This is a genomic window from Rhodococcus (subgen. Prescottella) equi (assembly GCF_003013675.1).
Lineage (GTDB): Bacteria > Actinomycetota > Actinomycetes > Mycobacteriales > Mycobacteriaceae > Prescottella > Prescottella equi.
Genome location: NZ_CP027793.1, coordinates 1525077 through 1543732 on the forward strand (window position 1 = coordinate 1525077; position 18656 = coordinate 1543732).

Consider the following 18656-nt stretch of genomic DNA (forward strand, 5'->3'; position numbering starts at 1 on the left):
AATCACGAGGTGAGTGCGACGCCCGATCCCCGTGACCTGACCACCGCTGCCATCGCGGACCTGCGTGCCTCCGGCCCGTCGACCGGCGAGGACTGGGCGCAGCGACTCGTCGACGCCGGGCACGGCTCGCTGCCGGAGATGACCGAGTTCGTCGAACTGCTGGACCATCCCTCGGTGGTGCTCCTCGCCGACGGCCGCAACGCGGTCCTCGACACGCTGCTGGAGGGGCGGGTGTTCACCCACCGGCTGTCGGGCGGTGAGATCGAGTCGGGGTTGCTGCACGCCGATCCCGACCTGGCCCCGGTCGTGATGTCGGCGCTGGGACGGGCCGACGAATCGGTCCGTGTTCTCTTCCCGGACTACGACGCCGACGAGCTGGCGGCGCTGGGGATCGCGGACGAGGACCTCCCGGACGGGCCCGTGCTGCTGTTCGGGACCGAAGCGCTGCAAGGATTTTCGTCGGGCGATCTGATCGCGGTGACGGTCGGCGCCGGCGGATCGCTCGAATTGTCGTCGGCCGGCGGTGATGTGGCCGACGTACCCGACATGGCCGATCGGCTCGACCGGATCGTCGGCGCGGACAACGCGGACAATCTGGAAACCGTTGCCTGGCAGCTGCTTGCGGACGACGACGCCCTGTGCGCCACGCCGACGATGCCGCTCGGCGAGCTGATCGAGGCCGCCGGCTACGAGTGCGAGGGCGACTACATCGCTGCGCGCGGTTTCGATTTCGATGCACACCACCTCGCCGCGCACATCGCGATGGTGGCGCGAGAGCACGAGCTGCACCCGGACGAGGCGAGCGCGGTGGTGTCGTTCGTTCAACTGGTCGGCATCGTACACGACGACGAGCTCGATCTCCCGGAGGTTCTGGCGCGGGTGGGCGAGGACGCGGACTCCGTTGCGGGGTTGGAGGATCCGGCGGCGGCTGCCGCGGTGCTGGATCTGGTCAACGCGGTCGAGGACGACTACATCCCCGCGCTGTACACGACGGCGTCGGCGGTGGTGGGCGCTGGACCGCGGCGAGCCAAGGCGTCGGGTCACTGGCTGGCCGGGATGGCCGCGGACACCCTCGGCGACGTGCTCGAGGCCGAACGCCACTTCGCGGACGCCGCGGCGATGGACGAGGAGTGGACGCCGGCACTGTTCGAACTGGCGCAGATCGCGTCCGACCGCGGCGACGCACAACGGGGACTGTCACTGCTGGGCCGGATCGACGGCGGCCGGGACGAACGGCTGTACGACGTGCTGACTCGTTTCGCGCCCGCCGAGCACCCCGAACTCGGCCGTAACGACATGTGCTGGTGCGGGTCGGGGCGCAAGTACAAGGTGTGTCACCTCGGCAAGGCCGACGCCACGCTCGACGACCGTGCCTCCTGGTTGTACGAGAAGGCGACGCTGTACGCACAGTCGACGGTGCTGTTCGATCTGGTTCTGGGGCTGGCGCAGCGTCGGGCCGCGCACTGGGACGACGAGGACGCCGTTGCCCGCGCGTTCGACGAGCCCCTCGTGATCGACACCGCGCTGTTCGAGGGCGGCCTGTTCCGCCTGTTCGTCGCCCGGCGCGGGGTCCTGCTGCCGGCGGACGAACGGGAACTGGCCGACCGCTGGCTGCGGGTGCGGCGGTCGGTGCACGAAGTGGTGGCCGTGGACGGTTCGACGGCGACGCTGCGGGATCTCGCCACCGACGAGACGGCCACGGTCGACGACCTGGCTCGCGCGGTCGGGGAGTTGCTGTGCGCCCGCGTCGTGCCGACCGGTGAGCGGACGCAGATCCTCGGCGGCGTCGAACAGGTCGACCCCGACCGACTGGACGCGGTCCTCGCCGTGCTGACGGCCGACGACGTCGAACCCGAGGACGTCGTCGACGTGCTGAACTGACCGGTCCCGAGAACAGCCGAACCCCGGTCCGAGCGGATGCTCGGCCGGGGTTCGGGACGTTCGAGGCGGGATCAGCCGTGGTACGGCTCCGCGCTGATGAGCGTGACCTTCATCAGGCTGCCGTTGGGCAGGGTGTACTCGCGGGTCTCGCCGACCTTGGCGTTGAGCAGGGCTCCACCGAGCGGCGAGTTGGGGGAGTAGACCTCGAGCTTGTTGTCGCGGGCGCCCTCTTCACGGGTCGCGATCAGGAACGTCTCGGTGTCGGACTCGTCGCCGTCGTAGTAGACCTTGACGACGGACCCGGGCAGCGCGACGCCGGACTGCGTGGGCGCCTCGCCGACCTTGGCGTTGTTCAGCAGCTCCTGCAGCTGGCGGATACGCGCCTCCTGCTGGCCCTGCTCCTCGCGCGCAGCATGGTAGCCACCGTTCTCCTTGAGGTCGCCCTCTTCGCGACGCTCGTTGATCTCGGCGGCAATGACCGGACGATTGGCGATGAGCTGGTCGAGCTCATTCTTGAGCCTGTCGTGAGACTCCTGAGTAAGCCAGGTCACCTGGGTCTCGGTCATTCTCGATCACTCCCTTGTAGTCGAAGTCCGGGTGGACTCCCTCGGCAGATCGCTGCGAACAGCAACGATCAACGGTCAGGCCGGCTCTAGTCCGTGGCGAAATCCCCCGGGTACGCCCACCGCGTGAGCAGACTCGTCCTGCCGTCAATGCAGCAATACACGGCTCCGAGTGGAACCGTGTATCGACTCATTTTAGCACGATGAGGGTTTTCGGCCGATCGGAACAACGGCCGATCGGCCGTCCGCTCAGCCCGCGCGAAGGTAGTCCGGAACGTTCGTACTGCATCCGTACAGATCGCCCATAGCGGGCGGCTTGGATGCGTAGACGGGGGCGGTGATCTCGACGGTGTCCGAGTCGGACGGAGCGACGTACACCTCGCGGCGGCCGGTCTCCGAGCCGTCCTTGGACCGGGTCCTGATGATGCAGACCGCGGGCTCGGACGGGTTGTCGCGCGTCACGGTGAACTGGATGTTCATCGTCCGGTCGTCGACGATGTCGAATGCGATCTGCTTGCCCTCGACGTCCTTGACCGCGAACTTGGTGTAGCCGATGTACGCGATTCCGATGCCGGCGAGCACCACGAGGCCGGTGAGCAGCAGCTTGCCCCAGGGGAGCGGACCCGACCGGCGTCGGGCGGTTCCGTAGCGATCCGGGGAGGGGGTACTGCTCATCACTCTGCTCTCGCGCCGTCGGTCAAGGGGGCTGTGTGCGGCCGTCGGAGTCGCCGTTTACCGCGCGTAGCGGGGGTACGACAGACGGTCGTATGTGCCAGGTGGAACTATAGGGGAAGGACGACTGCGCCCCGCGAGTGGTAGCGGTCGGACACTGCAGGTGACACGCCACGACAGTGACACGCGAAGCTGAGGTGAAGACACACGTGAGCGGATTCCGACTCATGGCCGTTCATGCCCATCCCGACGACGAGTCGAGTAAGGGCGCTGCGACGATGGCTCGCTACGCCGCGGAGGGCAACGAGGTACTCGTGGTGACCCTCACCGGCGGTGAGCGTGGCGACATCCTCAACCCGGCGATGGACGTGCCGGGCATCCGGGAGCGGATGAGCGAGGTGCGGCAGGAGGAGATGGCCGAGGCCGCCCGCATCCTCGGGGTGCGGCAGACGTGGCTCGGATTCGTCGACTCCGGACTGCCGGAGGGCGACCCCAAGCCGCCGCTGCCCGAGGGTTGCTTTGCGCTCGAGCCTCTCGAAGTGCCCACCGAGGCGCTGGTGAAGGTGATCCGCGAGTTCCGCCCGCACGTGATGACCACGTACGACGAGAACGGCGGCTACCCGCACCCGGACCACATCAAGTGCCACGAGGTGTCGATGGCCGCGTTCGACGCGGCCGCCGATCCGGAGCAGTTCCCGGACGCTGGTGCGCCGTGGGAGGTGCAGAAGGTCTACTACTCGCACGGATTCATCCGGAAGCGTCTGGTCCAGTTCCAGGAGGAGTACGAGCGACGCGGCGAGGACTTCCCGATGGCCGAGTGGTTGAAGAAGTGGAAGACCGAGCAGGGTGACCTCATGGCGCGGGTCACCACGCAGATCGAGTGCGGCGACTACTTCCCGCAGCGGGACGACGCGCTGCGTGCCCACGCGACCCAGATCGACCCCAACGGGTCCTTCTTCGCGGTGCCGCTCGACATCCAGCAGAAGATCTGGCCGACCGAGGAGTTCGAGTTGGCCAAGACCCGGGTACACACCGCAATACCGGAGAACGACCTGTTCGCGGGCATCGTGAAGGATGAGAAGCAGTGATGACGACGTTGGCGTGGGAGATCCTCGCCCAGGGCACGAGCACCCCGAGCAGCCCGCAGGGGCCCGAGTTCGGCAAGGCGTCACCGCTCGGGCTGGTGCTCGTCGTTGCGCTCCTGGTCGGCACGGTCCTGTTGATTCGTTCGATGAACAAGCAGCTCAAGAAGCTCCCGGACACGTTCCAGCCCGAGCACCCCGAGGCGGATCAGGCGGCGGACGAGGGAACCGATCTGGGGGTCGCCACGATCGCCGAGGTCACCGAGCCGAAGCAGAGGGCCGAGCACAGGACGCAGGATTCGCGGACCGAGCAGGACCCGCCTGCGAAGCCGGCGAGCTAGGGGGCGTCGTGACTTCGCCGGGGGGACGTGAGCGCAACACGCTCGGCGAGGCGACCAGCCCGTATCTGCGTCAGCACGCCGACAACCCGGTCCACTGGCACCAGTGGGGGCCGGACGCGCTGGCGTGGGCGCGCGAGCGGGACGTGCCGGTCCTGCTGTCCATCGGCTATGCGGCCTGCCACTGGTGCCATGTCATGGCGCACGAGTCGTTCGAGGACGACGCGACGGCGGCCGTGATGAACGAGCACTTCGTGTGCATCAAGGTCGACCGCGAGGAGCGGCCCGACCTCGACGCCGTCTACATGAACGCCACGGTCGCGATGACGGGCCAGGGCGGCTGGCCCATGACGTGCTTCCTCACCCCGGACGGTGCGCCGTTCTACTGCGGTACGTACTACCCGCGGGAACCGCGCGGCGGGATGCCGTCGTTCGTGCAGCTGCTCCACGCCGTCACCGACACGTGGCGGAGTCGTCGCGGTGATGTGGACGACGCAGCCGCGTCTGTGGTGGCGGAGCTGCGTCGCAGCAGCGGCGCCCTGCCCGCGGGTGGGGCGCCGATCGACGTCCCGCTCCTGTCGGGTGCCGTTGCGAACGTGCTGCGCGACGAGGACCGCGATCACGGCGGGTTCGGCGGGGCGCCCAAGTTCCCGCCGTCGATGCTGCTCGAAGGACTGCTGCGGTCCTACGAGCGGACGTCGGCCGGACCGACCCTGCGGGCGGTCGAGCGCACCGCGGAGGCGATGGCCCGCGGGGGCATCTACGACCAGCTCGGTGGCGGCTTCGCCCGCTACTCGGTGGACACCCAGTGGGTGGTGCCGCACTTCGAGAAGATGCTCTACGACAACGCTTTGCTGGTGCGGTTCTATGCGCACCTCGCCCGTCGGACCGGTTCGGCGCTCGCACGCCGCGTGACGGAGGAGACCGTCGACTTCCTTCTGCGCGACCTTCGCACCGCGGCAGGGGCGTTCGCCTCCGCACTCGACGCGGACACCGACGGCGAGGAAGGCCTCACCTACGCGTGGACGCCGCGGCAGATCGCCGACGTCGTCGGAGACGACGACGGGCGGTGGGCTGCCGAGACGTTCGCGGTCACCGACACCGGAACCTTCGAGCGCGGCACGTCGGTGCTGCAATTGCCCGTGGATCCGCTGGACGCCAATTGGCTGGCCGACGTCCGTTCACGGCTACTCGCCGCGCGAACCCGGCGTCCGCAGCCGGCGCGGGACGACAAGGTCGTCACGGCCTGGAACGGACTGGCGATCACCGCGCTCGCCGAGGCCGGGGCCGCGCTCGGTCGTGCCGACTGGGTCGAGGCCGCCGAGGAATGCGCGCACATGGTGCTGTCGACGCACCTGGTGGACGGACGGCTGCGGCGCGCGTCGCTCGGTGGGACGGTGGGGGAGCCGGCCGGGATTCTCGAGGACTACGGCGCCCTGGCGGCGGGTTTGTCGACGCTGCACCAGGTAACCGGTGCGGCCGAGTGGCTGGAGGCGGCAACAGGACTGCTGGACACTGCCATCGATCACTTCGCCGACCCCGACGAGCCGGGAAGCTGGTTCGACACCGCCGACGACGCCGAGACGCTGGTGGCCAGGCCCCGCGATCCGCTGGACGGCGCGACGCCCTCCGGGGCATCGGTGACGACGGAGGCACTGCTCACGGCGTCGTCGCTGGTGGACGCGGACCGGTCGGCGAGGTACGCGGTGGCCGCCGCGGACTCGCTGAACCGTGCCTCGGTGGCCCTGCAACGTGCACCGCGATCCGCCGGGCACTGGCTGGCCGTCGCCGAGGCGTTCGTTCGCGGACCCCTGCAGATCGCGGTGTCCGAGGACGCGCCGTCCGAGCTGTCCATGCAGGCGCGGGTTCTCGCGCCCGGCGGCGCTGTGGTGGTGGCAGGGCGAGCGGATTCCACGCCGCTGCTGGCGGACCGGCCGCAGATCGACGGGGCGCCCACCGCCTACGTGTGCCGGGGATTCGTGTGTGATCGGCCGGTGACGGACCCGGAGGATCTGCGCGCGCAGATCGAGAGATGAGTTCGGCCCGTACGGCGATGCCGAACGGGCCGAACTCGAATCAGTCGCTCAGGAGCCGAAGCTGCTCAGCACGTTGCCGGCGACGGCAGTGATACCGGACAGCACGTAGTCGACCGAGTCGATGATGCCGGCGAGAACGAGATCGGCACTGCCGAACGGGATGCCGATCGCGGCGGTGAGAGAACCGAAGTCCATGGTGTACCTCCAAGACAGGGCGGGCCGGGGAGTGAGCCGGGCCTGCGAAATATGGTGGGGTGCTCCGTGGAGGAGCGAGGGCGCCGCAGGTTCAGGAATGAACCCGACTGCCCCGGTACTGAATCAGGCTCAGCTGCCGAAGATGCCGAAGATGCCCTCGACCGAGCCGGTGATGGTGTTGAACAGGTCCTCGAGCGCGGCCGAGGAATTGGCGAACAGGCCTTCGAGCGATCCCATGTGAGTCTCCTTGCGTAGTGCGGTGGGCGCCCACTGCTCGAGCGGTGCGCGATCTGTCCGCGAGTCGTCCGACCCGTGACGGGTGAGACGCTAGCAATCGGTTGGTATCTTTTGTGGCGATTTCAGATATTCGTGAAACCGGACCGCGGTGCGAATCCCTCACGTACCTTTGGCGGTTCTTCGCGCGTCGTCTCTGACGTTTTCTGTCTTTTCGTCAACGCGGCCGATTTCCCGCCGGTATTTGTCCATCGGATCAGGGGCCGGTATCCCGTTCTGGGTGCGCACTACAGTCCCGTAAAGCGGAAACAGCTGGGGCCCGTGCATATCTGCACGGGCCCCAGCTGTCCTGCCGACGTACTCGATCGGCGTCGACCTCAGCTCAGGACGAGGCCGGCGTAATCGATCAAGTTGCGGAACGAATTGAGCAGGCCGACACCGAGGGCGTCGACGCTCATCACGGGGATCTTGATCAGGTCTGCGAGCGAGCTCATTTCCAACCTCCGGATTTGTTACAGGCCCCCGTTGAGGGCGCTGTAGTCGATTGATGTGAAGCGGGTCGTGATCGCATCGCGATCACGCACAGTTCGCCGGTCGAGCTCAGGCCGAATCAGGCCCCACTGCTCGTGACGATGCCACCCAGCCAATCCAGGATGGCCTTGACCGTGCTGCCCGCCAGATCGATCGACTGGACGGAATCGAAGATGTCCGCTAAGGAACCCATTTTCTACTCCCGACAGTGTGCGGCCGCGCATCTCCGCCGGGGTCCCGACAGAAATGCGAGTGCCGAGTTCAGCACGAGCAATTGCCCGTACGCACCGAACTGTAGCAACGAACGGTCGGTTCGTCCTGTCGAAACCGCGGCGTTTCTTCCGGTTTCGTAAACTGGTCGAACGTTCGACAGCGGTAAGGCGACCGCGAGAGTCCATGTGCCCGAAGTCGTTGCGAGCACGACCGCTTCGTCGACCGAGTGCTACCGGAGGGCTGCTTCGATGGTGGGCCACGAGCGGCCGAGTTCGTCGCGCCAGTACGGCCACGCGTGGACGCCGACGGGCTGTGCGCTGCGGGTGACGTCGACACCGGCGTCCCGAAGTGCCTGCGCAAGTTGATCGGTGCACAGGTTCGAGCCGGCTTCGAGAAGTCCACCCACGATGACGGTCTGTGCGATGCCTTGGTGATTCAGTGATTCGTGTGGTCCGGGTAGGCCGTTGCCGGAGGAGAGATAGATCTTCTTGCCTGCGAGGGCGGACGCATTGCGGAAGAGGTCGTGCTCACGCCATGCCTCGCTGCCCTCCGGACCCCACATCATCTCGGAGTTGGCCATGCCGTTGAGCACGACCAGATCGGTGAGCGCACGGCCGACGGGGCCTTCGGTGAGATAGCAACCGCTGTAACCGACTGCGCCGGTGTACAGGTCGGGCGTCCTCGACGCCAACATCAGTGCGCCCTGCGCACCGGAGGAGATTCCGCCGATCACGTTACGTCCATTGGTAGCGAACTGCGCATCGATGACCGAGGGCAGTTCCTCGGTCAGGAACGTCTCCCACTTCGTCTTGCCGAACTTCGGGTGCTCGGTCTCCCAGTCGGAGTAGAGGCTGCCTGTTCCCCCGACGGGCATGACGACGTAGGCGTTCTTGTCCGCAAAGAACTCTTCGGCATTTCCCCGGCGCGGATCGAGCCAGTTGGTGGTGTCGACCTGACCGGAGTTGCCGTCGAGCAGGTAGTAGACACCCCGCGCTTCGGAGCGGTCCGCCGGCACGATCACGTTCACAGGTACGTCGCGACCCATGGCCGCTGAAGTGACCTGAAGGAGAAGGAGACGATCGGTGACGTCGATCGTCTCGACTATCGACGCTCGGGTGCTCTGAGAGGGTGTCTCGGCGAGTGCGAACGGAGCGGCGGAAGTCGACATCGTGGTCAATGCAGTTGTCGCGGCGAGGGTGCACGCGGCGCGACGGAGATGGGTGGACGTGCTGCGTCGTCGGAATGTTCCGAGGCTCGTCATTCTCGATGTCCTTCGGGGCAGGCAGTTCAGGTGCGCCGAGCCTGCGGTGCACGAGGTCGGTGGGCGTGGACGCGCACAAGTGCCAGGGCTGAGTAAGCAGAGGCGCCAAACGCAAACGGGACCCGCGCAAATCAATTGCGCGAGGCCCGATTGCGGTGCGTCCGGATTTGCTACTTCGGCATTCCGCCAGGGTAGCCGCTCAGGGTGAAGAGGGCATTGATGCCCTTCGTGATCTGTGCACTCACGCTCCCGGTCACAACTCCGAGGGCTTCGTAGATGGATCCCATGATTCTCCTTGAATGTCGCGGATCTGAGTGATCGACGGGCCGTGTGGGCCGGGGCGCGAAACGAACTCCAGCCGACTACGGTGCTCGATCGTGAACTGTCGGAGTACTACGGCGTCGGGGCGGCCGAGAAGCTGTCGATCGAGCCGAAGCCGATGTTGACGAGTTCACCCAGCGACGCCAGCGCGTCCGTGATGCTCGTCTGAGCCGAGCCGAGGAACGCCGGGAGCAGGCCGTCAGCCATGAGCGAGCCGAGCCCTTCATTTCCCAAGATCGCTCCGAGAACTCCTTCGAGTGAACCCATTTATGCCTCCTCAGGACGTTATGTGTACCCGGCGCCGAATCCCGCACACGCGATTCGGATGACACACCGGTTTCCGCGCATCACGGGCTGATTGCCTGTGATCCGAACTGAACGGTAACAACGGATCACGGGCGGATGGGTCGGTTTCGCGAAACTTCTCGCGAATCAGAGGAACGTCCGGCGATATCCGAGGTCACGGCGCGATCAGCGGATTTCACCAGTGCGCGGAATGACTGCGTGAGGAGAACCTTGTAGCGATCGGTGTCCGGCATCATTGCAGCGTCGGCACAGAACGAAATCTCGATTTCGTCGTCGTGATGGGACACGATCAGGTGCCTCAAACCGACCCTGTCGATGATTCCCAGAATGCCGACGCTTCGCACCAGGGGCGCATTTCCGAGGACGAGGTCCTCGCCGGTCCACGGGATGTTGCTGACCATCGTGTTGACTGCTTCGACAGTGTCGTCGGACCGATTGCGCAGGTTCTGCAGTCGTATGACGAGCTTCAGCAGCCAAGCAGGCGATGTGTCGATTCTGGACGCGGCCGCCTGGACGTCGGGATTGCGGTGCCGATTCTTCTCGGCCCGGACCGAAGTGTGGATGGCGCGCAGTCGCTGGATCGGGTCGTCGATGTCCGTATGGAGGTCTACCGCCATCAGCGCCAAGTGGTTCGCGCGGTTCCCGTCCGGATGGTCCGCCACCCCCGGACGGGTGCCGCGCAGCGACATCGGTACCAGTGCTGCGAGGGAACTCGGCGGTGTCTCGTCCTTCTCCGCGAGGTAGCCGGCGAGTGCGCCGGAAATCGTCGCCAGCAGAACGTCGTTGAAGGTCGCGCCCTCGACGGCGGATCGAACGGTGCGGATGTCGCTCGGTGAGAAGCTCACGACGTCGAAAGTGAGGTCCGAGGTGATGGCCGTGTTGAAGCGAGTCGCGGGGCGCCGCGGAGGCGCCGGAGCGATCGCGCCGGATCGGATCTGCTCGGCAACCCGGCGTGCTCCTTCTCCGGACTCGGTGAGTCCTCGGCGGAAGGCACGCCACTGCCGGGGCAATCGGCCGACGGCTCGGACGAATTCGGCGGTCGTGGACCACCTCGCCGTCGGTCGGGGAACAGGTGGGTGATCGCCCGCGCGGCCGAAGATTCGCAACGCCAGGTCGCGTGCCGCGAGACCGTCCCCGGAGCTGTGGTGGCAGCGCAGAACCGCGACCGTCATGCGGTCGGGCAGGCCGTCGATGCCGGTGACGTCGGTGAGGAAATGCAACTGCCACGGCGGGCGGGTGAGATCCAGCGGCTTGCCGGAGAACCTCGCGATGTGGTGGCGCAGCGCATCCCATCCGGGGCCGTCGACGCGTTCGACGATCACGTGCTTCGAGAGGTCGAGGGTGGGGTCGGGAACCCAACAGGGATAGTCGAGAGCGAACGGTACGTGCCGGAGCCGGCGGGTGAACACTCCGCTGTAGCCGAGACGCGGACGCATCCAATCGATGGCCTCGGCCTGTGTGATCGACGTGGTCTCGGCCGTCGTGTCGAAGAGATAGATGCCCGTCGAGTTCGAGATGTGGTGCTCGCGCTCGTGATAGACGAAGTCGGCATCCTGTGGGGCCAGTCGGGTGACGTCACCCACCGTGCCTTCGGTCGTTGTCACACTGTTCCTCCCGCGTCGGATCAGAACAGGGTAGGCAGACCGACTCGCCCGGCGGGTCCGTTTTGCGTTGCTCGGGCCTACCCGAACACCACCAGGCAGACCGCGACGAAGTGGCACAGGGCCGCGACCGCTGTTGCGGCGTGGAAGAACTCGTGGTGCCCGAAAGTCTGCGGCCACGGGTTGGGCCACTTGGTGGCGTAGAGGACCGCGCCGGCGCTGTAGAGGACGCCGCCGACGGCCAGCAGGACCATCGGTGCCACGCCGGCCTGGTCGACGAGTTCGCCGGCCACCGGGACGATCGCCCAGCCGAGCAGGAGATACAGCGGGACCCCGACCCAGCGAGGAGCGGTGGGCCAGAGCATCTTCAGTGCGACGCCCGCAAGCGCGCCGCACCACACGACGGTCAGTAGGACGGCGCCGGTGTGCGGTGGCAGTGCCAGCAGTCCGAACGGGGTGTAGCTGCCGGCGATGAACAGGAAGATCATCGAGTGGTCGGCGCGTTTCATCCACGTCCGGGCGCGAACCGTGTGCCAGTGGATCCGGTGGTACGTCGTGCTCACCGCGAACAGGCCGCAGACGGTGACGCCGTAGACGAGGGTGGCGATTCCGGCGCGCGGCCCTTCGGCGGTGAAGGCGAGCGATACCAGGACGGCGCTCGCGAGGATGGCGACCACCAGTGACCACGCGTGGATCCACCCGCGCATGCGGGGCTTGACCGGGAGGTCGTCGAGTCCGAGTGCCGTCATGTCGTGCCCTGTCTGTCGTTCCGCTCCATGGGACAGTCTCCGCAAAAGCTACGCAACAGTAACCTACGGTACCGTAACCTGGAAGGGGGTCGGTACTGAGGCGTTCGCGACACTCGGGTGCTCGGCGCGGGCACCGCAGGTTCGCGGCGTAGTCTTTGATCCCGTGGTGATGTCCAGGTGAAGTTGCGCGGCCTGCTGTACAGCATCTACGAGCGACGGCTCCTGCGCCGTCTCGACGGTTTACAGCATCCGCGCCATGTGGCGGTGATGTGCGACGGCAACCGCCGGTGGGCGCGTGAGAACGGATTCACCGACGTCAGCCATGGTCATCGGATGGGCGCGCGCAAGATTGCGGAACTGCTGCGCTGGTGCGACGCGGCCGGGATCGAGATGGCCACCATCTACCTGCTGTCCACCGAGAACCTGCGGCGCGAGCCCGAGGAGCTCGACACGCTGCTCGAGATCATCACCGAGGTGGTCGAGGAGATCTCCGGGCCGGGCAAGAACTGGAGTGTGAAGATCGTCGGCACGCTCGACCTGCTGCCGGAGGATCAGGCGCGGCGGCTGCGGGAAGCCGCCGAGGGCACCCGTGGCCGCACCGGCACGCACGTCAACGTCGCGGTCGGCTACGGCGGCCGGCAGGAGATCGCCGACGCCGTCCAGTCCCTGCTGCGCGACAAGCTGGCCGCAGGGCTGACCGGCGACGACCTCGTCAAGGCGATGAGCGTCGAAGGTATCGACGGGCACCTGTACACGTCGGGCCAGCCCGATCCGGACCTGGTGATCCGGACGTCGGGGGAGCAGCGGCTGTCCGGCTTCCTGCTGTGGCAGAGCGCGTACTCGGAGATCTGGTTCACTGAGGCGTACTGGCCCGAGTTCCGGCGCGTCGACTTCCTGCGCGCGCTGCGCGACTACGCCGCCCGGCACCGACGCTTCGGCACGTAGCCGCCACCGTCGGCGCGGGGCGTCCGACGGTCGTCAGCTCGCCGGCGGGGTGAGGGCGGGGTACCAGATGTCGGTGAGGACCTCCGCGGCCTGGTCGCGGGGGATCTCGATCGTGCCCTGCACGGCCCAGCGGGTGAAGAACCGTTCGAGTTGCGTGACGAGGAGTTCGATCCGGACCCGCGCCTCGCGCTCCCGGGCGCTGCCCCAGCGTGCGAGGTAGGACGGCATCGCGTCCGGTAGTGCCGCGATGGCCTCCCGGGCAGGTTCCCGGAAGTCCGGCTCGAGGACGAGGGCCTCGTCCCACGCGGGCAGGATCGCGCGATTGCGGTCGAACCAGTCGATGGCGCGCTCGACCCAGCGGGTGAACTCGGCCCGCGACCCGGTCCCGAGGACGTCGTCGAGGTCGGCGTAGACCGACGCGGCGCGTGGGTCCATCGACTCGGATCCGATCTTGCGCAAGATGTCGGTCTTGCCGGTGAAGTGCAGATAGAACGTGGCCCGGCTGCAGCCGGCTGCGGACGCGATGTCCTCGATCTTCACTGCGGCGTAGCCGTTCGCGGCGAACAGGTCTCGCGCGCAGTCGAGAAGGCGTCGGCGCGTCAGCCGCTTCTGCTCGTCCCGCAGTGTCGGCTTCCTGACTGGCGCTGCTCCGGTCTCGTTCAATGCACACCTCCGGTCAGATCGTACGGACACTGCCGGTTCCGCCCCGCCGACATTCGCTTGACAGTATGTCAGCGAATCCGGTTCTATGACGTACGTCACGTCCTTTCAGTTGTCTGCTGCAATCCGATTGTGGGAAGGGAGCTTCCATGCCCCAGCTGCCCAAGGTGTGCATCATCGGCGCCGGCTGTTCCGGCTTCACCACGGCCAAGCGGCTCAAGGATCACGGGATTCCGTACGACTGCTTCGAGGCGTCGGACGACGTCGGCGGCAACTGGTACTACAAGAACCCCACCGGCATGTCGTCGTGCTACGAAAGCCTGCACATCGACACGTCGTCGACCCGGCTGCAGTTCGAGGACTTCCCGGTTCCCGCGGACTGGCCGCACTTCCCGCACCACTCGCTGATGCACGGCTACTTCCGTGACTACGTCGAGAAGTTCGGCCTGCGGGAGACCATCACGTTCAAGACGATGGTCGAGAAGGCGCGGCGGAACGCGGACGGCACCTGGGACGTCACACTCGACACCGGCGAGACCCGTACGTACGACGCCCTCGTCGTCGCCAACGGACACCACTGGGATCCGCGGATGCCCGAGTATCCGGGCACCTTCGACGGGGCGATCATCCACAGTCACGACTACCTCAACGTGTTCGACCCGATCGACATGCGCGGCAAGAACGTCGTGGTCGTCGGCATGGGCAACTCGGCGCTCGACATCGCGTCGGAGCTGTCGCACCGGTCGATCGCGAAGCACGTGTGGGTATCCGCCCGGCGCGGGGTCTGGGTGCTGACCAAGTATCGCGAGGGCAAGCCGGCCGACAAGATGATGATGCCCCCGTGGATGCCGAAGAAACTGGGGCTGGCCATCGCGCGGCGCAAGATCAAGAAGTCGCTCGGTCAGATGCAGGACTACGGTCTCCCCGAGCCCGACCACGAGCCGCTCGGTGCGCACCCGTCTGTCAGTATCGACTTCCTGGCGAAGGCGGGATCCGGGGACCTGACGTGCGTTCCCGCGATCGAATCGCTCGACGGCGACCACGTTCGGCTCGTCGACGGACGGCGGATCCCCGCCGATGTCGTCGTGTGCGCCACGGGGTACAACATGAGCTTTCCGTTCTTCGACGATCCCTCGCTGCAACCGGATGCGCAGCACCGCTTTCCGCTGTTCAAGCGGATCATGCAGCCCGGTGTCGACAACCTGTTCTTCATGGGCCTCGCGCAGGCGTCGCCGACGATCGTCAACCTCGCCGAGCAGCAGAGCAAGCTGGTCGCCGGCGTGCTCACCGGCGCGTACGTGCCGCCGTCGGACGACGAGATGCGGCGCATCATCGGGGCCGACGACGCGGCCAGCCTCGCGCAGTACTACCAGACGCCGAGGCACACGATCCAGGTCGACTTCGCGCGCTACGTCCGGGACTTGAAGAAGGAGATCGCGGCCGGCGAGAAGCGGGCACAGCAGGCGCCGGTGGGCGCGCGATGACGGCCGTCGAGGGCTTCGCCGACCCCGCGTTCTCGGGTCTGCGGGACCTGTTGCAGCGCAACCTCGACGACGGCACCGATGTCGGGGCGTCGGTGTGTGTGGTAGCCGAGGGGGAGATCGTGGTCGACCTGTGGGGCGGTGTCGCGGATGTCGACACGGGCACCCCGTGGGTCAAGGACACTGTCGTCAACACGTACTCGCTGACGAAGACCATGACGACACTCGCGGCGTTGCTGCTGGTCGATCGCGGGCAACTCGATCTGGACGCGCCCGTCGCCCACTACTGGCCGGAGTTCGCGGCGAACGGCAAGGGCGCGGTGCTGGTGCGTCACGTCCTCGGTCACACGTCGGGTGTGAGCGGTTGGCAGCAGCCGGTGTCCCTCGCCGACATCTGCGACGCCGTCCGGGCGGAGGACCTGCTCGCGGAGCAGGCACCCTGGTGGGAACCCGGCACGGCGTCCGGCTACCACGCGACGAACTTCGGGCACCTCGTCGGTGGAATGGTCCGCCGCGTCACCGGGGTCGGTCTGGGCGAGTTCTTCGCGACGGAGGTCGCGGCGGCCTGCGGCGCCGACTATCTGATCGGTGTTCCTGCCGACGTCGATCCGAGGATCGCGCCGCTGATCGCGCCCCCGCCCTCCGGATTCGACTATGCGGCACTGCCGCCCGACGGGGTGTTCGTCAAGACGATGGCGAACCCGGTGATCCCGGTACCGGAGACGTCGAGCAGGTTGTGGCGGAGCGCGGAGATCGGTGGCGCGAACGGTCATGGGAACGCGCGGTCGGTCGCACTGGTCCAATCGGTCGTTTCACACGGAGGCCGGACGGTGTCGGGGGAGCAGCTACTGCGCCCCGCGACGATCGACCGGATCTTCGACGTCCAGTCCGACGGCGTCGACCAGGTGCTCGGCGCGGCACTGCGTTTCGGCCTCGGATACGCGCTGCCGGCGCCCGCGATCCATCCGTCGATCCCCGACGGGCGGGTGTGCTGGTGGACCGGGTACGGCGGTTCGATCGTCGTCAACGACCTGGACCGCCGGATGACCTTCGCGTACGTGATGAACAAGATGTCCCCGCAACTCCTCGGTGCACCGCGCACCGAGAGTTACGTCGCGCAGGCGTACGCGGGGCTGTGACCCGGGTGTCCTGTGCGTCCGGAGGGGGACGCACAGGACACCGGGCCGTCAGAGCTTGCGCAGGCGCAGGCGGTTGATGGTGTGGTCGGCGTCCTTGCGCAGCACCAGCGTTGCGCGGGGGCGGGTCGGGAGGATGTTCTCGACCAGGTTCGGCCGGTTGATCGAGTTCCAGATGTCCTCGGCCGCGAGCGTCGCATGTTCGTCGGACAGGGCCGCGTAGTGATGGAAGTGGGCGTTCGGATCCGCGAACGACGTCTTCCGCAGCGCCAGAAAACGTTTGATGTACCACGCCTCGATGTCCTCGATGCGCGCGTCGACGTAGATCGAGAAGTCGAACAGGTCCGAGACCATCAGCCGCGGGCCGGTCTGCAGCACGTTGAGGCCCTCGATGATGAGGATGTCCGGCTGCCGGACGAGGTGATACTGGCCCGGAATGACGTCGTACGAGATGTGCGAGTACACCGGGGCTGCAACTTCTTCGGCACCCGACTTGACCTCGGTCACGAACCGCAGCAGCTTGCGGCGGTCGTAGCTCTCCGGAAATCCTTTGCGGTGCATCATGCCCCGGCGGGTCAGTTCGGCGGTGGGGTAGAGAAACCCGTCGGTGGTGACGAGGTCGACGCGGGGGTGGTGCTCCCAGCGGGCGAGGAGCGCCTGCAGGACACGGGCAGTGGTCGACTTGCCGACCGCGACGCTGCCGGCGACACCGATGACGAACGGCACCTGACGGTCGGGGTGCTTGTCCCCGAGGAACGTTGCGGTTGCGGCGAACAGCCGCTGGCGGGCGGCGACCTGCAGGTGGATCAGACGTGCGAGCGGGAGATAGACCTCGGCGACCTCGTCGAGGTCGATCTGCTCACCGAGGCCGCGGAGCCCGACGAGTTCTTCCTCGGTGAGGACGAGTGGCGTCGACTTGCGGAGCTTGCGCCACTGCTTGCGGTCGAACTCGACGTAGGGGCTGGATTCGCTCACCCGTGCCATCGCTGCACCTCTCGGGAGAGTGGCTTCGATTGAGATCGGCGCATGCGCGTGCTGGGGGAAGGCAGGTGCATGAGGCAAATTGTGCTCGCAACCACACGAGCCCGCTGCGCCGGGTCCACCTCACGGTGGAAACCGTGGGCGACGGCCTGCTGTAACCACAGGTGACGGACTACTGTCCCCATCATGGAACCGGACGCATTGGTGCGCGACTATCTCCTGCTCGGCCTGCGGTTCGACCGCCTGGAAGAGGGGTTCGTCGACGCCTACACCGGCGATCCGGCGCTGCGCCGCCAGGTCGAGAACGAGCCGCGGCCGGATCCGCGCCGACTCGCCGTCGATGCCCGGGCACTGCGGACGGAACTGTCCGGAGCGGGGTTCACGGTGGAACGGACGCGCTTCCTCGACGCGCACCTCACTGCGCTCGAGTGCTCGGCCCGCAAGTTCGCCGGGGACGACATCGGTTTCGTCGACGAGGTCGCGGCCTACTTCGACGTCCGGATCGAGCCCGCGGACCCCGACACCTACCGCGAAGCGCACCGCCGGATGGACGCCGTCCTGCCGGGCCCGGGCACCCTCGCCCAGCGGATGGAGGCGCACCGCGCCGCCGACCGCATTCCGCCGGAGCGGCTGGCCGAGTGCGTCGAGGCGTTCGACAGCGCGCTGCGGGACCGGGTGCGCGCCGAGTACACGCTGCCCGAGACCGAGCGGGTGGAGTACGAGGTCGTCGGCGACAAGCCGTGGTCCGGGTTCAACTACTACCTCGGCGGCTACCGGTCCACCGTCGCAATCAACTCGGATCTCGATCAGCACATGTCGAACCTGCCGCGGTTGATCGCGCACGAGTCCTACCCGGGTCACCACACCGAACACTGCCGCAAGGAGGCCGGCCTCGTGGGCGCCGGACAGCTCGAACAGACGCTGTTCGTCGTCAACACCCCGCAGTGCCTCATGGCCGAGGGGCTCGCCGACCTGGCGCTGGCGTCCATCGTGGGTCAGGGCTGGGGACGCTGGGCGCAGGAGATCTACGCCGACCTGGGGCTCCGGTTCGACGGAGAGCGGGCCGAGGAGCTGTCCGCGGCGTCGGCCGGGCTGCTGTCGGTGCGTCAGGACGCCGCGCTCCTGCTCCACGATCGCGGCGCCGACGCGGACGACGTCGCCGCGTTCCTGCAGCGCTGGACGCTGTCGAGCCCCGAGCGGGCCAAGCAGAGCCTGCGGTTCCTGTCGTCGCCGCTGTGGCGGGCCTACATCAGCACGTACGTCGAGGGCTACCGGCTGCTCGGCGCCTGGTTGGACCGCGCGCCCGTCGGCCCGGAGCGCTCCGAGCGGTTCCGACGGCTGCTCGACGAGCCGCTCACACCGGGCGCGCTCCGTGACGAGCTGGTGGCCGCCGGTGGAGCCGCTTTGGGGACCGAACAGCCTCGTCCTTAGACTGGAGGGGATACTTCCGCAATCCAGCCTGGAGATTCG

At 67.3% G+C, this 18656-nt stretch carries 17 protein-coding genes; 8 read left to right on the plus strand and 9 right to left on the minus strand.

What is annotated here, in order from left to right; genetic code table 11:
• The first annotated feature begins 9 nt into the window (after nt 1–9).
• Nucleotides 10–1881 carry an SEC-C domain-containing protein gene (locus C7H75_RS07345; protein ID WP_106851166.1) on the plus strand — a complete coding sequence of 624 codons (1872 nt, stop codon included), beginning with the start codon at nt 10–12 and terminating at the stop codon, nt 1879–1881.
• 71 nt (nt 1882–1952) lie between these two features.
• Here C7H75_RS07345 and greA read toward each other — a convergent pair whose 3' ends face one another.
• Nucleotides 1953–2447, minus strand: coding sequence for a transcription elongation factor GreA (greA, locus tag C7H75_RS07350; protein ID WP_005514653.1), 495 nt, complete (start codon nt 2445–2447; stop codon nt 1953–1955).
• A 246-nt stretch (nt 2448–2693) separates the two neighbouring features.
• Nucleotides 2694–3119, minus strand: coding sequence for a DUF4307 domain-containing protein (locus tag C7H75_RS07355; RefSeq protein WP_005514652.1), 426 nt, complete (start codon nt 3117–3119; stop codon nt 2694–2696).
• A 206-nt stretch (nt 3120–3325) separates the two neighbouring features.
• Here C7H75_RS07355 and mca point away from each other — a divergent pair, with 206 nt between their 5' ends.
• Genes mca through C7H75_RS07370 form a run of 3 tightly spaced genes read left to right on the plus strand, consistent with a single transcriptional unit; the run spans nt 3326 to nt 6572 of the window.
• Nucleotides 3326–4204 (plus strand): mycothiol conjugate amidase Mca, encoded by an 879-nt coding sequence (gene mca / locus C7H75_RS07360; protein WP_106851992.1) that lies wholly within the window; start codon nt 3326–3328, stop codon nt 4202–4204.
• Nucleotides 4204–4539, plus strand: coding sequence for a hypothetical protein (locus C7H75_RS07365; protein ID WP_005514650.1), 336 nt, complete (start codon nt 4204–4206; stop codon nt 4537–4539). Before mca ends, C7H75_RS07365 begins: the two co-directional genes overlap by 1 nt.
• An 8-nt stretch (nt 4540–4547) precedes the next feature.
• Entirely contained in the window at nt 4548–6572 is a 2025-nt protein-coding gene (locus tag C7H75_RS07370; RefSeq protein WP_106851167.1) for a thioredoxin domain-containing protein, read from the plus strand.
• 48 nt (nt 6573–6620) lie between these two features.
• Here the strand turns inward: C7H75_RS07370 and C7H75_RS25690 are convergent, their stop codons facing one another.
• The 5 genes from C7H75_RS25690 to trhA all read right to left on the minus strand — a co-directional run bounded on the left by C7H75_RS25690 (nt 6621) and on the right by trhA (nt 11983).
• Nucleotides 6621–6767 carry a hypothetical protein gene (locus C7H75_RS25690; RefSeq protein WP_005514648.1) on the minus strand — a complete coding sequence of 49 codons (147 nt, stop codon included), beginning with the start codon at nt 6765–6767 and terminating at the stop codon, nt 6621–6623.
• A gap of 1207 nt (nt 6768–7974) precedes the next feature.
• Nucleotides 7975–9006: an alpha/beta hydrolase gene (locus tag C7H75_RS07375; RefSeq protein WP_106851168.1), complete on the minus strand. Its 1032-nt coding sequence runs from the start codon at nt 9004–9006 to the stop codon at nt 7975–7977.
• A 393-nt stretch (nt 9007–9399) separates the two neighbouring features.
• Nucleotides 9400–9594 (minus strand): hypothetical protein, encoded by a 195-nt coding sequence (locus tag C7H75_RS25695; protein WP_041674000.1) that lies wholly within the window; start codon nt 9592–9594, stop codon nt 9400–9402.
• A 125-nt stretch (nt 9595–9719) separates the two neighbouring features.
• A complete protein-coding gene (locus tag C7H75_RS07380; RefSeq protein WP_106851169.1) occupies nt 9720–11237 on the minus strand; it encodes a wax ester/triacylglycerol synthase domain-containing protein in 1518 nt (505 codons plus the stop codon).
• 77 nt (nt 11238–11314) lie between these two features.
• On the minus strand, nt 11315–11983 hold the full coding sequence (gene trhA / locus C7H75_RS07385) for a PAQR family membrane homeostasis protein TrhA (RefSeq protein ID WP_005514643.1): 669 nt from the start codon (nt 11981–11983) through the stop codon (nt 11315–11317).
• A gap of 177 nt (nt 11984–12160) precedes the next feature.
• Here trhA and C7H75_RS07390 point away from each other — a divergent pair, with 177 nt between their 5' ends.
• Nucleotides 12161–12928 (plus strand): isoprenyl transferase, encoded by a 768-nt coding sequence (locus C7H75_RS07390; RefSeq protein ID WP_005514642.1) that lies wholly within the window; start codon nt 12161–12163, stop codon nt 12926–12928.
• A gap of 33 nt (nt 12929–12961) precedes the next feature.
• On the opposite strand, the gene C7H75_RS07395 is transcribed toward C7H75_RS07390, so the two are convergent.
• Nucleotides 12962–13591, minus strand: a complete 630-nt coding sequence (locus tag C7H75_RS07395) for a TetR/AcrR family transcriptional regulator (RefSeq protein WP_005514641.1) — start codon at nt 13589–13591, stop codon at nt 12962–12964.
• 146 nt (nt 13592–13737) lie between these two features.
• Between C7H75_RS07395 and C7H75_RS07400 the strand changes: the two genes are divergently transcribed.
• Both C7H75_RS07400 and C7H75_RS07405 read left to right on the plus strand, forming a co-directional pair.
• Complete coding sequence (locus C7H75_RS07400; RefSeq protein WP_084844563.1) at nt 13738–15072, plus strand: flavin-containing monooxygenase; 1335 nt, start codon at nt 13738–13740, stop codon at nt 15070–15072.
• Entirely contained in the window at nt 15069–16208 is a 1140-nt protein-coding gene (locus C7H75_RS07405) for a serine hydrolase domain-containing protein (RefSeq protein ID WP_106851170.1), read from the plus strand. Before C7H75_RS07400 ends, C7H75_RS07405 begins: the two co-directional genes overlap by 4 nt.
• 48 nt (nt 16209–16256) lie before the next feature.
• Here the strand turns inward: C7H75_RS07405 and coaA are convergent, their stop codons facing one another.
• Nucleotides 16257–17189 carry a type I pantothenate kinase gene (gene coaA / locus C7H75_RS07410; RefSeq protein ID WP_005514637.1) on the minus strand — a complete coding sequence of 311 codons (933 nt, stop codon included), beginning with the start codon at nt 17187–17189 and terminating at the stop codon, nt 16257–16259.
• Nucleotides 17190–17372: 183 nt separating this feature from the next.
• Between coaA and C7H75_RS07415 the strand changes: the two genes are divergently transcribed.
• Entirely contained in the window at nt 17373–18617 is a 1245-nt protein-coding gene (locus C7H75_RS07415; protein WP_005514636.1) for a hypothetical protein, read from the plus strand.
• The last annotated feature ends 39 nt before the right edge of the window (nt 18618–18656 follow it).